This is a genomic window from Ornithinibacillus sp. 4-3 (genome assembly GCF_040958695.1).
Lineage (GTDB): Bacteria > Bacillota > Bacilli > Bacillales > Amphibacillaceae > CALAMD01.
The window spans coordinates 1933346-1952683 of record NZ_CP162599.1 but is presented as its reverse complement, the minus strand read 5'-3'; the positions used below and the strand labels follow the sequence as shown (position 1 = coordinate 1952683).

Below are 19338 nucleotides of genomic sequence, written 5' to 3'. Positions count from 1 at the left end.
GAATGATTACAACTAAAGAAACCATGATTTATGTTATGATAAAACCAATAATAAAAGAAGTTGTTCAAAAAGCTCAATAAAAATGATGCATCGAACAGGAGAACTTCGACTAAGTTTCCTATATATTCTACGAAGTCTTTTACTCAAGTCTGCCGTCTTGATCTTTCGCAGCACAGGATGTAGTATCAGTTCCCAATCGTTTGATGTTGCAAACATAGATTTTTATCGGATTTTTTGAACACGCATTATAAAGAAGGATGGATTATATAATGAAAAAGTTTGAAGAGAAGACAACGGAAACAGAAGTAATATTTGAAGGGAAAATTGTTAACCTGCAAGTGGATACCGTTGAATTACCAAATGGGAAGCATTCCAAACGTGAACTTATTAAACATCCAGGCGCAGTTGCAATTGTTGCGATTACAGAAGAAAATAAAATTGTTTTAGTAGAGCAATTTCGTAAACCATTAGAGAAATCAATCATTGAAATTCCAGCAGGCAAGCTTGAATATGGAGAGGATCCAGTAGATACAGGACTTCGTGAACTACAAGAAGAAACAGGGTATGAGGCAGAACGATTAATACCTATCACTTCTTTTTATACTTCTCCAGGATTTGCGGATGAGCTTATACATATTTATTTGGCCGAAAATATAACAAAAATGGAAAATCCTCCGCCAGGTGATGAAGATGAATTTGTGGAGATTATAGAAGTTGGTTTAGCAGAAGCAAAAGCATTTGTAGAGGAGCAACGGATTTGCGATGCGAAAACTAATTATGCCATTTTATATTTAGAAATGATGGGAATTTTAAAATGATGCTAAATGCCTTTTTTGCTGATTTACATATTCATATTGGAAGAGATATGTACCATCGGCCTGTAAAAATAACTGGCTCTAAAACGTTAACTTTAAGCAATATTTTAGAAGAGGCAAATGTGCGTAAGGGAATTCATTTGATTGGGGTAGTAGATTGTCATGTTCCTTCTGTTCAAGAAGAAATAGAGAACCTCATCCAACAAGGAAAAGCTGAAGAATTATCGCAAGGTGGAATACGTTTTGGCAATGTTACATTACTTTTAGGATCAGAAATTGAGATTTATGATGAAAACTGTCAAGGGCCAATCCATGTACTCTGTTTTCTACCAACATTAGCTAAAATAGCTCAGTTCACGGCTTGGCTGCGTGAAAGGGTAACGAATATCCAGCTTAGTTCACAGAGATATTATGGTACAGCACTCGAATTACAGCAAAAAGTGAAAGCTTTAGCCGGTATTTTTATTCCAGCACATGTGTTTACTCCTTTTAAAAGCTTATATGGTAAGGGGGTACAGGCCTCTTTGAAGGAGGTTTTCGATCCAACATTAATTGATGGGATAGAACTAGGGTTAAGCTCAGACAGTACGATGGCTGATCAATTAGAGGAGCTACATGCTTATTCATTTCTATCTAATTCGGATGCTCATTCATTGAAGAAAATTGGTAGGGAATACCAAGAAATCTTGCTTGCAGAACCAAATTTCACGGAGTTTTTCTTAGCCTTGAAGGAGCAGGAGGGTAGAAAAATTCTTCGTAATTTTGGATTTAATCCGATGCTCGGTAAATATTATTCCACAGTTTGTGTGAATGGACATCAGCAGGCTCATTCACAGAAGCAATGTCCTGTTTGTGGTGTAGAAAAATTTATTATGGGTGTGGCTGAACGGATTAAATTTTTAGCAAATGCTACAACATCTAAGCAGGATCGACCTCCTTATTTTCATCATGTTCCATTAGAGTATTTACCGAAGCTGGGATTAAAAACATATGAAAAATTAATTCAAGCGTTTCACACGGAAATGAATATTCTTCATGAAGTTACCTATGAGGAATTATTGGAAGTCATTCCTTCATCACTTGCAAAGAAAATTATTGAAATGAGAAAAGGAAATATATCCATTCAACCAGGTGGTGGAGGAACATACGGAAAAGTAAAATAAGCTTTTTTAAGAGATAAGAAAGTATAAAAATTTTGCACAAGTTTGTCCTTATATAGAGATAGCGATAGATAGTGTAAGAAGCTCGAAAAAATCTATCCATAAAGTATCTTATCATGTGATTGATTCTATAAAATAATTTTTAAATGGTATTTTTACATGGGAATTCTCATAAATTTATTCTAGTACGGTAAGTTTTCATAGAATAGGATATAGGGGGATTCCCAAATGCGTGGATTAAAAAAACAGCTACAAGAACATGTGAAAGAACATCTATCTTTATACTTTTTCTTAGTTATTCTTTTTATAACAGGAATTATTTTTGGTGCCATTATCGTTAATAGTATGAATTTCACACAGAAACAGGATTTATATTTTTATTTAGAACAATATTTTCATCATCTAATAAAACTAGATCAAATTGATTTTTTTGCAATTCTCAAGGATAGCTTTTACTTTCATACTAAATATCTATTGCTCATTTTTATATTAGGATTAACGATTATTGGAGTACCGTTTATTTGGATTTTATTATTCGCAAAGGGAGCTGTTATTGGTTTTACAGTTGGCTTTTTTGTAAATCAATTAGGAGGAAATGGATTTTTACTTGCCACATTATTCATTGTTCCACAAAATATTATTGCCATTCCTCTTTACCTTTTTGCTTGTGGATTCGCAATGCAATTTACTTTTGCTTTATTTGAAAAATTATTTTCAAAACGATATATTTTCCCTATTCAAAAAGCAATTGTCCATTATGCAACAGCATTTTTTGCTTTAGTCATTCTGTCTATTTGTTCATCTTTTTTAGAAGCAGTGATAGCTAATCAAGCACTTACTTCATTTATAAAAACTTTATATCAATCGACACAACTTTTCTTTTAATAGTCTGTTATAATAGTAGAGTATAGTAATTTGAGATAGAACTGCATGAAATTTTGCCAGAAATATATTTGATTTTAGGAATAAGTAGGTTATATTTTAAAGAGGATGTTCAAAAAACCCAACAAAAATGCCGCAGCGAATTTCTGCGTTGATGCCATTTTTCCGATACTCACGTATTTAAAAGCATAGGGGAACTTCTGTAAAGACCACCCACGTCCTGTGGGCAACACAGAAGTCACCACAACACGCGCAAGTCCGTTCGTAAAACATAGCGTCGCCTTGAACTTTCGACGCACAGGATATGCTAGGATCGGTGTTGCAACAGGACGTTGCGAAATTAACCGATGATGGTCCTTTTTATCGTCCTTTTTGAACACGTACTTAAAGAGAAACATAAGATCTGTGAATTTGTTATTTAGAATTTTTATTCATTAATAATGATTATATTTTGACATAGGTTTCATGTATCCATATAATAAAGATGGGTATAGGAGGGATTTACTCGTGGAACTTCGAATTGACCAAATAAAAAAGAAACTACATTCTAAAAGCTATAAACTAACTCCACAAAGGGAAGCTACACTTAGAGTGTTATTAGAGCACGAAAAAGACCATCTAAGTGCTGAGCAAATATTTCTATTAGTAAAAGACAAAGAGCCTGAAATTGGTTTAGCTACTGTTTATCGTACATTAGAATTATTATCTGAACTTAAAGTTGTTGATAAGATTAATTTTGGTGATGGGGTCTCTCGTTACGATTTACGTAAAGAAGGGGTTCAGCATTTTCATCATCATCTTGTTTGTTTAGAATGTGGTTCTGTAGAAGAAATTATTGAAGATTTACTAGGAGATGTTGAAAAAATAGTAGCAGAAAAATGGGGATTCGAAGTAAGGGATCATCGACTAACATTCCATGGTATTTGTAGAGTGTGTCAGCAAAAAGCAAAAAATGATGAAGAAGAATAAAAATATACTCCTATTACGTATAATATAGATTATTTTTGGCATATCTTTAGACATAATGAATAATTATGGAAAGGGTATGCTTTTATGATTAAATTTATTTTTGATTCATTAAAATTATTGCTTCTATTTGTTGCGTGTACGATGTTTTTTTATTTCGGTTTACAAATGATACATCGGGAATTTGAGCATTATAATCCAGAAGATCAACCAAGTGGTCCAGCTATTAAAGTATTTCGCATCGAGTAGAACAATAGACAAAGGGGTGATCGCTATGCTAAATGATGCAATAGAAGATTTTTTTCATTATTTACAAATTGAAAGAGGCTTAGCTGATAACACTTTAAAATCATACCGACGTGATTTACTTCAGTATGTGAAATATATTGAGCAAACTGGAGAAAAGTTAGAATGGAATCATGTAGAAAGATCAGATATTCTAGGTTACCTTTATCATTTAAAAGATCATCAAAAATCCTCTGCCACAATTGCACGGAATATTTCATCCATCCGCTTGTTTCATCAATTCCTCATTCGAGATCAAGTGGTGAATCATGATGCGAGTTTACATATCGATTCACCGAAAAAAGATAGAAAATTACCAGAAGTATTAACCTCAGCAGAGATTGAACAATTATTAACCTTTCGTACGGATTCACCGTTAACAATTCGAAATAAAGCAATGATTGAATTACTGTATGCAACTGGTTTACGTGTTTCAGAATTAATTCAATTAAAGCTGAATGACTTACATTTAACTATGGGCTTCGTTCAATGCATCGGAAAAGGATCAAAGGAAAGAATTATTCCTTTAGGTGAAGTAGCAGCCCAAGCGATTGAACAATATTTACAACATGCAAGAGCACCGCTCATGAAATATAGACAGGATCATCAATTTTTATTCGTGAATCAACATGGAAGAGCTTTAAGCCGTCAAGGTTTCTGGAAAATCCTAAATACAGTCGCAAAAGATGTAGGAATTAAAAAGAAAATTTCTCCTCATATGATTCGCCATTCATTTGCGACACATTTATTGGAAAATGGTGCTGATTTGCGTGCAGTACAGGAAATGCTTGGACATGAGGATATTTCGACGACACAAATATATACGCATATTAATCGAGCACGTTTAAAAGATATGTACCGTAATTTCCATCCAAGAGCTTAAAAAAGATTACTATATTCATAGAAAAATTTGCAGAGGATGATTCGATGCAAAATCATTTTAAAAGAGTTTTTTTAATTGTATTAGATTCTGTTGGAATTGGAGAAGCACCAGATGCTAAAGTTTATAATGATCAAGGTGCAAATACATTAGTAAATATAGCAGAAGCCGTTGATGGGCTACATATGCCTCATCTAGAAAGTTTAGGACTTGGGAATATAGAAGCAATTAAAGGAATTCAAGCTGTTGCTAAACCTGAAGGATTCTACACTAAAATGCAAGAGGCTTCTTTTGGTAAAGATACGATGACAGGTCATTGGGAATTAATGGGGTTACATATTACGAATCCATTCCAAACTTTTCCTCATGGTTTTCCTAAAGGATTATTAGATGAGTTAACAAGGGCGACAAACAGATCGATTATCGGTAATAAAGTTGCCTCTGGAACAAAGATTATTGAGGAATTAGGGAAAGAGCACATGGAAACAGGAGCTTTGATTGTTTATACATCAGCTGATTCTGTACTACAAATTGCTGCACATGAAGATATTATTCCTATCAAGGAACAGTACCGAATTTGCGAAATTGCCCGAAGCTTGACTTTATCAGGAGAATATCGAGTTGGTAGAGTTATTGCGAGACCCTTTATTGGTCAACCAGGAGCTTTTATTAGAACAGCAAATCGCCATGATTACGCATTAAAACCTATCGGTCGCACGGTACTCAATGAACTTGCGGATCATCATTATGATGTCATTGGTTTAGGTAAAATTTCAGATATCTATGATGGTGAAGGAATTACGAAGTCTATTCGGACAGTAGATAATGATGATGGTGTTCAGCAATTGTTAAAAACAATAGAAATGAACTTTCATGGTTTATGCTTCTTAAATTTAGTAGATTTTGATTCCAAATATGGACATCGTCGTGATCCCGTCGGCTATGGGAAGGCTTTGGAAAGATTTGATCAACAGTTACCTCAAATTTTACAAAGTTTATCTAAAGATGATTTACTTATTATTACTGCAGATCATGGTAATGATCCAACGCATCAAGGAACAGATCATACAAGAGAGTATGTTCCTTTAATTATGTATCATCAAGATATTCAAATCGGCAGAGAATTACCAATTCGCGACACATTTGCTGATGTTGGTGCAACCATAGCGGATAATTTTAATGTTCCTTTGCCGCAACATGGTTGTAGCTTTTTAAATGAAATAAAAGTAGGTGAATGAAATGTATAAAATTCGTGAAGCTTGTGATTTTATCCGCTCACAAATGAAAAATGAAGTAAGCTTAGGTTTAATTCTCGGATCTGGATTAGGAATTCTAGCAGAACAAATTGAAAATAAAATAAGTATTGCCTATGAAGATATTCCTTATTTTCCTAAATCGACAGTAGAAGGACATCAAGGAAAGCTAGTAATAGGTCAGTTAAAAGGAAAGCATGTCATTGCTATGCAGGGACGCTTTCATTATTATGAGGGCTATACAATGGAACAAGTTACGTTTCCAGTACGTGTAATGAAGATGTTAGGCATACATTCTATCATTGTTACCAATGCAGCTGGCGGAATTAATGAATCCTTTCGTCCAGGAGATTTAATGCTAATTTCTGATCATATTAATTTCACGGGAACCAATCCATTAATAGGTCCCAATCACGATACCTTTGGTGACCGTTTTCCTGATATGACTCAAGCATATGATCGAACTTACATCGAGCATGCAAAACATTGCGCTCAGCAGCTTAATATTGCTGTGCAGCGTGGAGTATATGTTGGTAATGCTGGGCCAACTTATGAAACACCAGCTGAAATTCGAATGCTCCGCGTTTTAGGTGGAGATGCAGTTGGGATGTCTACTGTGCCAGAAGTAATTGTAGCTAGACAAGCAAAAATACGTGTACTAGGAATCTCATGTATTTCCAATATGGCTGCTGGTATATATGATGAGCCGTTATCACATGAGGAAGTAATTGAAACTACTCAACAGGTGCAGCAGGATTTTATCCGCTTCATGCTACATATAATAGAAACGCTTCCTGAAGATTAGGGGGAAAGCAAGATGAGAATGTATGATATTATCGAAAAAAAACAGCTTGGTAATGCATTAACAGAAGAGGAAATTAACTTTTTCGTTCATGGGTTCACAGTTGGAAAAATACCAGATTATCAGATGAGCGCATTATTAATGGCTATTTATTTTCAAGGAATGAATGGAGTAGAACAGGCTGCTTTAACCAAAGCAATGGTACAAAGTGGAGAAATAATAGATTTATCTCAAATCTCTGGCATAAAAGTAGATAAACATTCTACAGGTGGCGTTGGAGATAATGTTAGTTTAATTGCGATGCCTATAGTTGCTTCATTAGGAGTTCCAGTAGCGAAAATGAGTGGCCGTGGTCTAGGGCACACAGGTGGAACAATTGATAAGCTAGAATCGATACCAGGGTTCCATGTAGAAATGACAAATAAACAATTCTATGATTTAGTGAATAAAAATAAACTAGCAATTATTGGTCAATCTGATAAATTAACCCCAGCAGATAAGAAAATATATAGCTTGCGTGATGTAACAGCTACAGTAAGCTCTATTCCATTAATCGCTAGTTCTATTATGAGTAAGAAAATTGCAGCTGGTGCAGATGCGATTGTACTAGATGTTAAAACAGGTGCTGGAGCATTTATGAAGGATTACGCTTCTTCTAAACAGCTAGCTGAAGCAATGGTTACAATCGGTAAACAAGTAAATAAAACAACAGTAGCAATTATTTCAGATATGAGCCAGCCTTTAGGAAATGCCATAGGTAATGCTTTAGAGGTAAAAGAGGCTATCGAAACATTAAAAGGTATCGGTCCAAAGGATTTAACCGAAATCGTTATCAAAGTGGCCAGTGAAATGATTGTACTAGCAAATAAAACTACCAATATAGATATAGCTAGAGAAATGGTTAAAGAAACTTTGGAGAATGGAAAAGCATTAGACATGTTCTATCTCTTTGTTCAATCACAAGGAGGAGATGCAGAGATTATTTATCATCCAGACCAGCTGCCACAAGCAAAATATACCCATACGATTTATGCAGAACAATCAGGATATATCTCCGAATTAATTGCAAATGAAATAGGAGTAGCAGCAATGATGCTAGGGGCTGGAAGAGTGACAAAGGATTCTGTACTTGATTTATCAGCAGGTATTTTACTGCATAAAAAAGTTGGGGAGACCGTAAAAAAAGATGAGCCTCTGCTAACATTGCATTACAATACTGTATCCAATGAAAATTTAACATCCATCATAAAAAAAATAAATAATAGTATTCGAATTTCTTCTGAAAAACCTGAAATGAACCCATTGATTTATGAGATTATTCGTTAATACATCATTTCACCCTGTTTATTATTTGCAGCTGCAAGTAATAAACAGGGATTTTTTATTGTTTCTAAATTATAAATTTCTAAAATATGGAAAAGCTAGTAAGAGGAATTTACAAAAACCATAGCATCATATATGAATTCATTACTAGGAGGTCCTGATATGGGAAAGAAACAACTTGTTTTAATAATTATAAGCAGTATAGTAATGCTTGCATTTCCTCAAATGCAATTTGCAGAAGAGCAGAAGAAAAGCTCTGGCCAGCTTACCACAAAGGCACCATCAGCAATTTTAATAGAGAAATCGACAGGAGAGATCTTATTTGAACATGATGCTCATGAAAGATTAGCACCTGCAAGTATGACGAAAATGATGACCTTATTACTTGTGATGGAAGCAATAGAGAAAGAGGAATTAAGCTTAGAAGAAAAAGTTCATGTCAGTGAAAATGCATCTTCTATGGGTGGTTCACAAATTTTTCTAGAGCCAGGAGAAGAAATGAGTGTACAAGATTTGTTAAAAGGAGTAGCAATTGCTTCTGGTAATGATGCAAGTGTTGCTTTAGCTGAGCGAATAGCTGGAACAGAAGAAGCATTTGTTCAATTAATGAATGAGAAGGTGAAAGAACTTAAATTAAAGAACACACAATTCCAAAATGCCTCTGGATTACCAGCAAAGGGACAATATAGTACTGCTTATGATATGGCAATCATTGCTAAAGAATTACTTAAACATCCAATTACAGACTATACATCTATTTATGAAGATTATTTAAGAAAAGGACAGAAAAATGAATTCTGGTTAGTTAATACAAATAAGTTAATTCGAACTTATCCGGGTGTTGATGGTTTGAAAACAGGTTTTACAAATGAAGCAAAGTATTGTCTTACTGCGACAGCAAATAGAGATAATATGAGACTAATTACGGTTGTCATGGGTGTAGAAACTGTAAAAGAGAGAAATAAAGCAGTCACAGAGTTATTTGACTATGGATTTAATCAATTTGAAACAGAGGAGCTATTCAAGCAAGGAGAAGCAGTAAAACAACTATCCTTACTGAAGGCAGAAAATGAAAAGACACCAATAGTGACAGCAGATGCAGCGAAAATAATCTTTGCTAAGGGTAAGAAGCCAGATAATCTTAAAACGGAAATCAACTTAAAGCGTCAATTAAATTTACCTTTAAAGAAAGGGGAGACTGTTGGATCTTTAGTGATTAAGCAAGGACAAGAAGTATTGTCTGAAACAGATTTAATTGTTGACGAAGAAGTAAAATCTGCATCTATGTTTACATTTATAAAACGATCGCTACAATATTTAGCGAAAAATAAGTCAATTTATCAAATAAAAGATAATTAGTTCTATGTTTGTCTTATCAAAGGAATCTGATGTTCGATTGGAGAAATAAAGTATTAGAGGTTGTTCAAAAAGTCCGATAAAAATGAAGCATCGAACAGGTAACTTCGACTTAGTTCTGACAAGTCCTATGTTGAACGTCGAAGTTACCACATCCTGTGGAAATCTGTTACTTAAAACCGCGTTACTTTGGATTTTCCGACGCACACGATGTGCAAGCGCCTGTGCCTGAGCTCGCGACGTTGCGAACTTAATCGATGATAATTCTTTTTACTGGATTTTTTGAACACGCATTATTAGATGAAATCAGAAAGGGGAATTACATTGAGTTTCTCAAAACAATTTTCTATTAAAGAAGATGTACTTATCGTTCGCCTAGGCGGGGAGCTAGATCATCATGAGGCAGATCAATTAAAGACAGAATGGCATCATATGTTACATTTGCATGAAATCAAACATACTATTGTCAACTTGCAGTCTGTTACCTTTATGGATAGCTCAGGGATAGGAGTAATTCTTGGTAGGTATAAAGAAGTTGTCCAATTAGGTGGAGAGTTAATTGTATGCTCGGTACCAACATCGATTCAAAAGATTTTTCTAATGTCAGGAATATATAAAATCATACGTCAGGAAGCATCAGAGGAATATGCGCTACATTCTTTGGGGGTGGCATCATGAATAATAAGATGACATTAACTTTTACAAGTATCAGTGAAAATGAATCCTTTGCGAGAGTAGCAGTAGGTAGTTTTATAGCGAAATTGGATCCTACTATGGATGAATTAACTGAAATTAAAACAGTTATTTCAGAAGCTGTAACGAATTCAATTATTCATGGATATCAAAATAATCCAAATCATGATATCACTATCACATGTGAAATAAATAATAATGAGATAGAAGTATCTATTATTGATTACGGAGAAGGAATTGAAAACATTGAATTGGCGAAAGAACCATTATTTACAACTAAACCAGAATTAGAAAGATCTGGAATGGGATTTACCATTATGGAAAATTTTATGGACCATATTGAAATCACATCTGTTGTAGGACAAGGGACAACCGTTAAAATGAAAAAGCAATTAATAAAAAATCAAACGGTATGTCATTAGAGATGCCAATGGATACTCGAGTAAAAAATAGTCGTCCGTTAACAAATGAACAAGTGCGTGAACTCATTTTGAAAAGTCAAAAAGGCGATGATCTTGCTCGGAATGAACTTGTTGAAAAAAACGTCCGCTTAGTATGGTCAGTCGTCCAGCGTTTTTTGAATTGGGGTTATGATGCAGATGACTTATTTCAAATTGGTTGTATTGGTTTAATGAAAGCTATTGATAAATTTGACTTGAGTTATAATGTTCGTTTTTCAACTTATGCAGTACCTATGATCATTGGAGAAATCCAACGTTTTCTAAGAGATGATGGGAGTATTAAGGTAAGCAGATCTTTAAAAGAAACAGCTTATAAGGTACGGAAGAAAAAAGAAGAGTTAACTAAACAATTATTACGTGTACCAACATTAAGTGAAATAGCTGAAGCGCTAGAACTCTCTTCTGAGGAGATTGTTCATGCACTTGAGGCTGCGAAAACCCCTCAATCGATTCATCAAACTGTTTTTGAAAATGATGGAGATCCAATTACTCTATTAGATCAAATCGCAGAGGAAGATACGCGTTGGTTTGATAAATTATCTTTAGAAGAAGCTATTAGTGAACTATCTGATAGAGAGCGCTTAATCATTTATTTACGTTATTACAAGGATCAGACACAAAGCCATGTAGCCGAACGATTAGGGATATCTCAAGTACAGGTTTCACGTTTAGAGAAAAAAATCTTGGATGAAATAAAATTAAAGCTACTTTCCTAACCATCTATATGATGGTTTTTCCTTTATTTTGCCATAATTTTCGAGAATTCAATAATTGTTTCTTTCGTTTTACAGTTCATTATGATAGAGTATTTTTATTCTAATGTATTGTTGAAAGGAGCAACCCAATGAATTATCATCATTCTTTTTCTACGAATGACCAAGGAAATTTAGTAATAGGAGATGTAGATACAACAGAACTAGCGAAAATCTACGGAACACCGCTTTATGTCTATGATGTATCTATAATTCGTGAAAATTGCCGCGCCTTTGTAAATACCTTTAAGCAACTAGGAGTAGAGGCACAAGTAGCATATGCTAGTAAGGCATTTTCATCTGTAGCGATTGTGCAAATCATGAAACAAGAAGGTTTAAGTCTTGATGTTGTTTCAGAAGGAGAATTATATACAGCATTAAAGGCTGATTTTCCAACCAACAAAATTCATTTACATGGAAATAATAAAAATATTGCTGAGCTAGAGATGGCAGTTGAAAATGATATTGGTTGTATTGTAATTGATAATTTTCATGAAATTACATTACTTGAAAATATTTTAAAAGAACATGATAAGCAAATGGATGTACTCATTCGAGTAACACCAGGGGTTGAGTCTAAAACACATCACTATATTATGACTGGAAATGAAGACTCTAAATTTGGTTTTAGCTTGAATAATGGGCAAGCGGATCAAGCATTTGAATTACTTCATAATCACTCCCATATTCGTTTTAAAGGATTACATTGCCATATTGGATCACAAATTTTTGAAACGGATGGTTTCACTAAGGCAATTGAAGTATTATTTGAAAAAATAGCAACATGGAAAAAAGATTCTGGTTTTGTACCAGAGGTCATGAACTTTGGTGGAGGATTCGGAATTCGTTATACAGAATCTGATAAACCATTACCATATACTGTGTATGTAGAAAAAATTGTGGAAGCAACACAAACACATGCGAAAGAAATTGATATTCCTCTACCTGAAATCTGGATAGAGCCAGGAAGATCAATTGTAGGAAATGCTGGTATCACGCTTTATTCAATTGGTTCAACAAAGGAAATCCCCGGAATTAGAAAATATGTTGCAATTGATGGAGGAATGACTGATAATTTAAGACCAGCACTTTATAATGCTAAATACGATGCGGTTGTTGCCAATAAAGCAAATCAACCTAATTCTGAGACAGTATCTATCGCAGGAAAATGCTGTGAATCTGGAGATATGCTGATTTGGGACTTAGAAGTTCCTGAAATTGACTCAGATGATATTTTAGCTGTCTTCTCTACAGGTGCTTATGGATATGCTATGGCAAGTCATTATAACCGTTTAGCAAATGCTGCAGTTGTATTTGTTGAGAACGGTCAGCATAAAGAAGTGATTCGTAGAGAAACATATGAAGATGTTGTGAAAAATGATTTATCCTATGAATGAACTTTAAAAACCTTCTATTAAATGGTAATATAGATTTTCGAAAGCTAATAATATTTTTAACAAAGGGGAAGCATAATGAGTAAAAAAGGATATATTTTAATGAAAAATGGCGATAAAATCGAGTTTGATTTATTTCCAAATGAAGCACCAATTACAGTGGAAAACTTTGAGCAATTAGCAAATGATAAATTTTATGATGATTTAACATTTCACCGTGTTATTCCAGGTTTTGTGAGCCAAGGAGGCTGCCCGATTGGAAATGGTACAGGATCTTCTGGAAAAACAATTAAATGTGAAACAGAAGGAAACCCGCATCAACACGTTCCTGGTTCTTTATCTATGGCACATGCTGGTCGTGATACAGGAAGCTGTCAATTCTTTATCGTACATGAATCACAGCCGCATTTAGATGGTGTTCATACTGTATTTGGTCAAGTTACATCTGGACTTGAACAAGCAAAAGCAATGAGTAACGGTGATGCTATTGCTGAAATTCGTGTAGTTACTGAGTAATTGTACTTTACTACAGAGAATTCTTGATGGATATATTTATTATTATATATATCGTCCTTATAGTTGCTCCAATTGGCACGCTTTTTCATGAAACAGGGCATGCCATTGGAGCAAAACTTGTCCGTGCAGATAAAATTCATTTATCATTAGGCTGTGGGAATTTAAGTTATACTTTTAGATTACAGGGTTTTCGTTTGACACTGCATCCTATTTATTTTATCGGTGGGTTTGCAAGTAGTGAACGAAATAAACCCTATCATGTAAAAGAGAAAATTCTTATTTCCATTTTTGGACCATTTTGTAATTTAATCATAGCTTGTCTCATATACTTTTTATATGTGCAAGTTCAAAATGAGTATTTATTTATTTTAGTGCTATTTAATCTGTGGTTAGCGATCATTAATTTAATACCTTTTACATTATTAGGTAAGCAATCAGATGGTTATACGATTCTAAAAGAAATCTCTTCCGCAATAAGGAAGAAACCTTAAAAATATGGCTAACAGATTATCTTAAGGGAAAGATCCTTTGCTATAGGAGATATTGCTATAAAATGTATCGTTTTTTACTGTAAAGATTTCTATACTTATAAGTATTATGTGAATGACAAATCATAAAGAAGAAGTTTAAAATTAATGAGGGATTTCTGTATGTTAATTATTTACAAGAAAAATTTTGAAAAAATTGCAATGGGATTACTTTCCTTTATGCCTGCTGAGAAGAAAGATGTGAAGCTCTTACAGCATACGATGAAAGAGTATGAGACAAATTCAGATTGGCATTTATATTTATGGAAAGAAGAAGATATTCTTGGTGCCATTGGATTAAAGATTGTTGATGGGGAAGTTATTATTCAACATATTTCTGTAAATCCTTCACATCGAAATATGGGAATTGGTAAGAAAATGTTAAATGAAATTAAAAGACAATACGAAGAAAACTACACAATATCAGCTGCAGAGTTAGTAAAAAATTATGTTGAAGCATGTTTCAATGGGAAAAAACAAGATGCGGAATAAGAAAACTGAGATAAAGCATATAAGTTTAAACCAAAATGCGAACAATACTTCAACAATCGTATTGTTCGCATTTCATTTTGGCTTATAATCACTGATTTTAGAGTTTCTAGTAGATTAAATGCTTTATTCACGAAGGCTTCCTAATCTTGAAAGTATCAAAGTTAGAGGATGGGTAATTTATGCCATTTTAAAACCAAGCAGCTCCAACAATGATAAGTAAGATAAATAGCACAACGATTAACGCAAAACCACCGCCGTAATTTCCACTCATAAAAAGTCCTCCTTTTAAATGTTAATAATAATATTCCTTGCCATAATAACGTATGAAACTCTATATTTAATTGTGTAGGCGAAAGAATATAAACATTAGTATTGCTTTTTCATGGGCATTACAGTATACATAATGATAACCAGATAGCGGAAGGACAGGGTATAGTGAATCAAACATATCAAGTACAAATAGAACAATTTCAAGGACCACTTGATTTATTACTACATCTCGTCAATCGATTTGAAATTGATATATACGATATTCCTGTGGCTAAAATTTCGCAGCAATATATGGAGTATATTCATACAATGCAGCAATTGGAACTAAATATTGCCAGTGAATATCTTGTGATGGCTGCAACATTACTTGAATTAAAAAGTAAAATGCTTTTGCCTAAACCAGAAATAGAAGATTTGGATGAGTATGAAGAAGACCCTCGAGAAGATTTAATGCAGCGATTGATCGAATATCGCAAATATAAAGAAGCTGCTAACCAATTGAAGGAAATTGAAATAGAAGCAAAGCCCTTATTTACAAGAGGGAATGTTTCTTTTGATCATATCGATACAAAACCTGAAGTTACAAAGTCTGAAATGTCTGTTTTTGATATGCTCTATGCATTAAATAAAATGTTAAAGCGAAAAAAATGGAAAGAACCAATGGAAACAAGAATTACTCGTATTGATATCCCATTGGATCAACGTATGGGAGAAATTATCGATCGAGTGAAAAGAGAAAAACAAGGAATTATATTTGATGAATTATTTTCTTATGAATCCAAATCGCATATTGTCATTACATTTATTGCTCTTTTGGAATTAATGAAAAAAAAGCAAATAACTTGTAAGCAGGATACATCCTTTAGTTCACTTTATATTTATTATCATGAATCAGAGTAATTTTCCGTGAGCTAAGTTAATGTGATCTGAGGGTAAGAAAGGGTTTTAGGTTGGGAGGATAGATGATGAATAATGAAGAATTAATGGGAGTCATAGAAGGACTACTATTTGTAAGTGGGGAAGAGGGTTTAAGCCTTCATCAGCTTTCTAAAATCATAGAAGTACCAATATGGTCTATTGAACATGCCGTTGAAGAATTGCAAAAAAGCTATGCTCAATCCCATCGAGGACTAGTAATTATGAAATCTAATCAAATTTATCATTTGACTACTAAGACAGACCACAGCATTTATATCAAACGTTTATTTTCTACACCAACTAATACTCGTCTATCACAGGCAGCCCTTGAAACGTTAGCAATTATTGCTTATCAGCAGCCAATCACTCGGACAGAAATTGAAGAAGTAAGAGGTGTGAATAGCGACAGACCAGTTCAAACCTTGCTCGCAAGACAATTAATCGAAGAAGTAGGAAGAAAGGAAACAGTTGGTAGACCTGTATTATTCGGCACAAGTAAAGACTTTTTAACTTACTTTGGACTTACTTCTATTGAAGAATTACCAAATCTTAATGACAATATTGAATTAGAAGATATTGTGGAAGAAGCAGATTTGTTTTTTGATCGTTATGAAGATATGCAACAACCAAAATAATAAAATGTATAGAAAGCCAAGTTTGTTGATTTCTTTTCAACTAGCTTGGCTTTTCTTTATTTCAACATGGGTATATTCTGTTTTACTACCACATATATTATATAGATACTATTTATGGAGGTTTCTTTCATGCGATTAACGAAAATCTTGCTACTAATGAGTGTGCTAATAATCATTAAGCCTCCTAGCGTGCTCGCAGCAGAGCCATATGTGTCTGCTCAAAACGCTATATTAATGGATCAAGAAACAGGAGAAGTATTATACGAAGTAAACGGGGATGAACAAACCTCCATTGCAAGTATTACTAAAATTATGACTGCCATTATTGCTATTGAGCTTGGAGTTCTTTCAGATGAAATAGAAACAAGTGAATTAGCAACACTTGTGGAAGGTTCGTCTATCTACTTGGAGCAGGATGAAGTGATGACATTAGAGGATTTACTTTATGGATTATTGTTACGATCAGGCAATGATGCTGCTATAGCAATTAGTGAGCATATTGGAGGAAGTGAAGAAGGTTTTGTGTTTTTAATGAATGAAAAAGCAAAATGGCTAGGAATGACGAACTCTCATTTTACAAATCCACATGGCTTACATGACGAAGATCATTATTCCACTGCTTATGATATGGCACTCCTGATGAAATATGCAATGAATAATAAGAAGTTTCAAGAAATATCGGGCACAAAAAATTATCAATCTGATAATAGAACGTATTTATGGAAGAATAAAAATCGTTTATTAACTGATCTTTATTCATATTGTACTGGGGGTAAAACAGGATATACTAAAAATGCTGGACGAACCTTGGTTACGACAGCAAATAAAGATGATCGATATTTAATTGCTGTCACTTTAAATGCACCAAATGATTGGGAAGATCATAAAGCAATGTTTGAATGGGGATTTCAACAAAACTCTTCAACGACTTCAGCTATTCAGACTACCCATGAAGAAAATGATCCAAAGAATGTCCTTACTTATTTAACCTATACACTAACGAAAATACTTGGCATGAATCAATTTAATACATTCCATATAAGCAGGTAAAGAATTGTTTTTTTACATTTCTTTATCTGCTTTTTTGATATGGATAAGAAAGTATAAAGGTACTGGAGATAGACGTTCCAGCAATACAGTCCAATTTTCGTGAACTTGAGTTCAGCCTTCTTGGAAGAATCGCATCTTCTTCCAAGAAGGCTGAAGCTTTTCCCGCTGGAGTTGACTTCCTGAAGCGGACATCCTCTTGGCAAGAACACTAGTGTTTTAAAGACCAAGTGATTTTCTTATCTTGATTCTGTAAAAAGCGATTTTTGAAACTTATCGACATAATTGATTATTCAAATATATTGAACTACCCCCACTTATTTACTGGGCTATTCTCGTTCTTTGAAGTGGGGCCTTCTGAATGGAAATATAATAAAAAAATGCTGATATGTGCCAAAGGTTGGACTACATTCTAATTTCACTGATATAATAACTTTTAGCATCATTATGAATTTGTTGCCTTGTATTTTCATTGGCAGCATTATAGTGGAACATGACATAATGATAAATATTGATCTAGAAGGCGGATATCATGACAAATCAAGGTGAAAGATTACAAAAAGTAATTGCCCATAGTGGAATTACCTCAAGAAGAAAAGCAGAACAATTAATTTTAGAAGGAAAAGTAAAAGTAAATTCTACAGTGGTTAAAGAACTCGGAACAAAAGTTTCACGTAAAGATGTTATAGAAGTAAATGGAATACCTATTGAAAAAGAAAAGCAAGTTTATTTCATCCTACATAAACCGAGAGGAGTAATATCGGCTGTATCTGATGATAAAGGAAGAGAAGTTGTGACAGATTTACTTCCTGGAGTCAGTGAACGTATTTTTCCAATTGGTAGGCTTGATTATCAAACGACAGGGTTGCTATTACTTACAAATGATGGTGAGTTTGCTAATCAGCTTATGCATCCAAAACATCAGATGGAAAAGGTATATGTAACAAAAATAAAGGGTATTCCTAGCAAAGAACAATTAAACATGATGATTAAAGGAGTTAAAGTAGATAAAGATTTGCTCAAAGCGAAGAAGTATAAAGTTATGACTACAGATAAACGTAAAAAAACAATGCTTCTTGAAATTACTTTAACAGAAGGAAAAAACAGACATATACGCAGAATGATGGAACATATCGGATTTCCTGTTTTAAAATTAAAGAGAGAAAAATATGGACCTTTAACATTAGATGGCTTAAATCCTGGACAATCTCGACCTTTAACATTGCAGGAGAAGAAAACAATGAATAAATTAATACTCGAAAATGTTGATAAATAGTCAAATCTTCCATAATCAATTAATGCTATAATCAAAACTGGAGGTGACTTATTTGAATTTAGATGATGTTAGAGAGACTAAAAAGAAAAAAATTCAAAAAAGATATATATTCCGTATCATTATTTTAGGCATATTGGTTGCAGCGGTAGTATTCGCTTTAGTTTCCAATTCAAAAAAAGATAACACTATCTATAAGGTCGGAGATCAAGCTCCTGATTTTACATTACAACAAATTAATGAAAATAATGAATTAGAGCAGGTTCGTTTAAGTGACTTTAAAGGAAAAGGTATTATGTTGAATTTCTGGGCAACTTTCTGTAAGCCATGTGAAGCAGAAATGCCTTATATGCAAGAACTATATCCAGAATACAAAGACAAAGGTATTGAAATCATTGCTGTAAGTCTGGATACAACAGAATTAGTCGTGAATAATTTTATTGATAAATATGATTTAACATTCCCGATACCTCATGACCAAAAAGGAACTTCAAGAGATCTATATAAAGTAGGACCTATTCCGAGTACGTTCTTTATAGATCCAGAAGGAAAAATCGTTGAAAAAATTGATGGTGCACTAACGTTAGACAGGCTTGAAGGATATTTCCAAGAAATTATGCCAGAAAGTTAGCGTTAAC

23 protein-coding genes are annotated in these 19338 nt (G+C 33.8%); 22 read left to right on the top strand and 1 reads right to left on the bottom strand.

What is annotated here, in order from left to right:
* Window positions 1-269: 269 nt before the first annotated feature.
* The 17 genes from AB4Y30_RS09550 to AB4Y30_RS09470 all read left to right on the top strand — a co-directional run bounded on the left by AB4Y30_RS09550 (window position 270) and on the right by AB4Y30_RS09470 (window position 14557).
* Window positions 270-818 carry an NUDIX hydrolase gene (locus AB4Y30_RS09550; RefSeq protein WP_368652010.1) on the top strand — a complete coding sequence of 183 codons (549 nt, stop codon included), beginning with the start codon at window positions 270-272 and terminating at the stop codon, window positions 816-818.
* A complete protein-coding gene (locus AB4Y30_RS09545; RefSeq protein WP_368655212.1) occupies window positions 818-1978 on the top strand; it encodes an endonuclease Q family protein in 1161 nt (386 codons plus the stop codon). The genes AB4Y30_RS09550 and AB4Y30_RS09545 overlap by 1 nt, the downstream gene beginning before the upstream one ends.
* 225 nt (window positions 1979-2203) lie before the next feature.
* The gene (spoIIM, locus tag AB4Y30_RS09540; RefSeq protein WP_368652009.1) at window positions 2204-2860 is read left to right on the top strand and encodes a stage II sporulation protein M; all 657 of its coding nucleotides are present in this window, start codon (window positions 2204-2206) and stop codon (window positions 2858-2860) included.
* Between the two features lie 504 nt (window positions 2861-3364).
* Window positions 3365-3826, top strand: coding sequence for a Fur family transcriptional regulator (locus AB4Y30_RS09535; RefSeq protein ID WP_368652008.1), 462 nt, complete (start codon window positions 3365-3367; stop codon window positions 3824-3826).
* 84 nt (window positions 3827-3910) lie between these two features.
* Window positions 3911-4072 carry a DUF4227 family protein gene (locus AB4Y30_RS09530; protein WP_368652007.1) on the top strand — a complete coding sequence of 54 codons (162 nt, stop codon included), beginning with the start codon at window positions 3911-3913 and terminating at the stop codon, window positions 4070-4072.
* Window positions 4073-4097: 25 nt separating this feature from the next.
* Window positions 4098-4991, top strand: a complete 894-nt coding sequence (gene xerD, locus AB4Y30_RS09525) for a site-specific tyrosine recombinase XerD (protein ID WP_368652006.1) — start codon at window positions 4098-4100, stop codon at window positions 4989-4991.
* A 44-nt stretch (window positions 4992-5035) separates the two neighbouring features.
* A complete protein-coding gene (deoB, locus tag AB4Y30_RS09520; RefSeq protein WP_368652005.1) occupies window positions 5036-6226 on the top strand; it encodes a phosphopentomutase in 1191 nt (396 codons plus the stop codon).
* Window position 6227: 1 nt separating this feature from the next.
* On the top strand, window positions 6228-7046 hold the full coding sequence (locus AB4Y30_RS09515; RefSeq protein WP_368652004.1) for a purine-nucleoside phosphorylase: 819 nt from the start codon (window positions 6228-6230) through the stop codon (window positions 7044-7046).
* A gap of 12 nt (window positions 7047-7058) precedes the next feature.
* Window positions 7059-8369, top strand: a complete 1311-nt coding sequence (locus AB4Y30_RS09510) for a pyrimidine-nucleoside phosphorylase (protein ID WP_368652003.1) — start codon at window positions 7059-7061, stop codon at window positions 8367-8369.
* A 159-nt stretch (window positions 8370-8528) separates the two neighbouring features.
* The gene (locus AB4Y30_RS09505; protein WP_368652002.1) at window positions 8529-9725 is read left to right on the top strand and encodes a D-alanyl-D-alanine carboxypeptidase family protein; all 1197 of its coding nucleotides are present in this window, start codon (window positions 8529-8531) and stop codon (window positions 9723-9725) included.
* 321 nt (window positions 9726-10046) lie between these two features.
* The gene (spoIIAA, locus tag AB4Y30_RS09500; RefSeq protein ID WP_368652001.1) at window positions 10047-10400 is read left to right on the top strand and encodes an anti-sigma F factor antagonist; all 354 of its coding nucleotides are present in this window, start codon (window positions 10047-10049) and stop codon (window positions 10398-10400) included.
* Entirely contained in the window at window positions 10397-10837 is a 441-nt protein-coding gene (gene spoIIAB / locus AB4Y30_RS09495; protein WP_368652000.1) for an anti-sigma F factor, read from the top strand. Before spoIIAA ends, spoIIAB begins: the two co-directional genes overlap by 4 nt.
* Window positions 10838-10845: 8 nt before the next feature.
* Window positions 10846-11592, top strand: coding sequence for an RNA polymerase sporulation sigma factor SigF (gene sigF, locus AB4Y30_RS09490; RefSeq protein WP_368651999.1), 747 nt, complete (start codon window positions 10846-10848; stop codon window positions 11590-11592).
* A gap of 128 nt (window positions 11593-11720) precedes the next feature.
* On the top strand, window positions 11721-13025 hold the full coding sequence (gene lysA / locus AB4Y30_RS09485; protein WP_368651998.1) for a diaminopimelate decarboxylase: 1305 nt from the start codon (window positions 11721-11723) through the stop codon (window positions 13023-13025).
* Window positions 13026-13100: 75 nt separating this feature from the next.
* Window positions 13101-13538, top strand: a complete 438-nt coding sequence (locus AB4Y30_RS09480) for a peptidylprolyl isomerase (RefSeq protein ID WP_368651997.1) — start codon at window positions 13101-13103, stop codon at window positions 13536-13538.
* Between the two features lie 26 nt (window positions 13539-13564).
* Window positions 13565-14029, top strand: coding sequence for a M50 family metallopeptidase (locus tag AB4Y30_RS09475; RefSeq protein WP_368651996.1), 465 nt, complete (start codon window positions 13565-13567; stop codon window positions 14027-14029).
* A gap of 159 nt (window positions 14030-14188) precedes the next feature.
* Window positions 14189-14557, top strand: coding sequence for a GNAT family N-acetyltransferase (locus AB4Y30_RS09470; RefSeq protein ID WP_368651995.1), 369 nt, complete (start codon window positions 14189-14191; stop codon window positions 14555-14557).
* A gap of 187 nt (window positions 14558-14744) precedes the next feature.
* Here the strand turns inward: AB4Y30_RS09470 and AB4Y30_RS09465 are convergent, their stop codons facing one another.
* Window positions 14745-14828: a YjcZ family sporulation protein gene (locus tag AB4Y30_RS09465; RefSeq protein WP_368655211.1), complete on the bottom strand. Its 84-nt coding sequence runs from the start codon at window positions 14826-14828 to the stop codon at window positions 14745-14747.
* A gap of 164 nt (window positions 14829-14992) precedes the next feature.
* Here AB4Y30_RS09465 and AB4Y30_RS09460 point away from each other — a divergent pair, with 164 nt between their 5' ends.
* The 5 genes from AB4Y30_RS09460 (at window position 14993) to resA (ending at window position 19331) form a co-directional block, all read left to right on the top strand.
* The gene (locus AB4Y30_RS09460; RefSeq protein ID WP_368651994.1) at window positions 14993-15727 is read left to right on the top strand and encodes a segregation/condensation protein A; all 735 of its coding nucleotides are present in this window, start codon (window positions 14993-14995) and stop codon (window positions 15725-15727) included.
* A gap of 65 nt (window positions 15728-15792) precedes the next feature.
* Complete coding sequence (scpB, locus tag AB4Y30_RS09455) at window positions 15793-16380, top strand: SMC-Scp complex subunit ScpB (RefSeq protein WP_368651993.1); 588 nt, start codon at window positions 15793-15795, stop codon at window positions 16378-16380.
* Between the two features lie 129 nt (window positions 16381-16509).
* Window positions 16510-17430, top strand: coding sequence for a D-alanyl-D-alanine carboxypeptidase family protein (locus AB4Y30_RS09450; RefSeq protein WP_368651992.1), 921 nt, complete (start codon window positions 16510-16512; stop codon window positions 17428-17430).
* A 529-nt stretch (window positions 17431-17959) separates the two neighbouring features.
* Window positions 17960-18703 (top strand): pseudouridine synthase, encoded by a 744-nt coding sequence (locus AB4Y30_RS09445; protein ID WP_368651991.1) that lies wholly within the window; start codon window positions 17960-17962, stop codon window positions 18701-18703.
* 52 nt (window positions 18704-18755) lie between these two features.
* Window positions 18756-19331, top strand: a complete 576-nt coding sequence (gene resA, locus AB4Y30_RS09440) for a thiol-disulfide oxidoreductase ResA (RefSeq protein ID WP_368651990.1) — start codon at window positions 18756-18758, stop codon at window positions 19329-19331.
* Window positions 19332-19338: the final 7 nt, after the last annotated feature.